Origin of the sequence: Clostridium sp. C105KSO13 (genome assembly GCF_001517425.1) — a bacterium.
Classification (GTDB): Bacteria; Bacillota; Clostridia; order Lachnospirales; family Lachnospiraceae; genus Muricomes.
In genome coordinates, this window is sequence record NZ_FBWL01000063.1 from 1 (window position 1) to 1,430 (window position 1,430).

A 1,430-nucleotide genomic window follows, 5' to 3' on the forward strand; every position below is an offset into this window, starting at 1 on the left:
TCAACACCCTCTAATATCATTTTCTCTGCTTTCTTTTGCTTTGAACTTTTTCCATCTTTAATAGTTTTACAGTAATCATTGTTGCCAAGAATTAAATAGTCTGTTTTCTTTGTTACCCCATCACCAGGAATACCACCTAAATCCGCTACAAGTTGCATTGCTTCTTTTCTTTGCATTTTCTCTAGTGTTCCTGTAAACGCACACACTTTTCCAAACAACGGATGACCTTCATTAAATTCTTTCTTTTCAGTCGAGATATCTTTTGCACTGATTCCGTTGTGCCTGTGACTTAGTTTGTAACTATGTATGAAATCCTCAAGTGCCACACCACTTGCTTTAATTTCGTTTTTCAAATTCTCAAGGCATTCATTGCACATTAAGCAGTCTGCTTCTGCTCTATGTGCACCATCTATTGAAATTCCAAAAAATTTAGCAATATCTTTCTGTCTATGATGAGATAATTCCGGCAATACTTTTTTTGCGATTCTCATTACATCAACAAAATCATTTGATAACTTTTCACCACAACATTCCAGCAAATTATCATATAGGAAATTAATATCGAAGTTCACATTATATCCAACAATAATCTCATCACCTATAAATTCTTTAAAATCCGCAATACAATCTGCAATTTTAGGAGCCGTTGCAACCATTTCATTTGTAATTCCAGTTAGTTCTGTAATATATTTGTCAATTTCATATTCTGGTTTAACCAATGTTGAAAATACATCTGCCTTCTCTCCAGACTTATATTTGATTGCTGCAATTTCAATGATTTCATCATATTGTGGTGATAAACCTGTGGTTTCAACATCTACTACCACATAATCATCTGGAAAAACAATACTACTTTTCCCTTTACTTTCTCTTACTGATTTTATTGCCGTTTCACCAACTGAAATTTGTGGCTTTCCATTTTCATCAATTGTTACTGAAATACTAATTGCCATCTTTTATCCCCAACCTTCTGTACAAATCGACTTAACTTTCAATCTTCTTCATCTTTAAGATGTTCTGCTCTAATCTTTATATTATCATCTCAATCTCAAATTCAATGAGACTGAATGCACTTGTGATGAGACTAACAATGAAACTTTCATAGAATTTTCATTGTTAGTCTGTAAAACCAACCAGTATACACTCCCAGTCTCAAATCCACGCTGAGACTAATGAGACTATAATGAGACTACCGATACTCTTGTTGAGACTAATACTTCCATCCCCCAGTTTTCTTATCATACACTGCTCCTGTGATCTTCCTAATCTTCGCATAATCTCTAAATACAGTAGCTCTTGATATAGAAAGTTCTGCCATGACTTCTTCAACTGAAAGAGTGTTATTCTTTTGAATCATATCAAATATCGCTTTTTCTCTTTCAGATAATTTATCTTTTTCTTTTGCCTCATTTGCAGCTTCCACATTCAAT

General features: G+C 33.6%; 2 protein-coding genes. Both read right to left on the minus strand.

Going from position 1 to position 1,430, the window contains the following annotated elements:
• The coding region (locus BN3456_RS00275; RefSeq protein WP_141654469.1) for an exonuclease domain-containing protein at nt 1-953 on the minus strand (953 nt) is incomplete at its 3' end.
• A 257-nt stretch (nt 954-1,210) separates the two neighbouring features.
• Nucleotides 1,211-1,430: DeoR family transcriptional regulator (locus BN3456_RS00280; protein WP_141654470.1), on the minus strand; the 220-nt coding region annotated here is incomplete at its 5' end.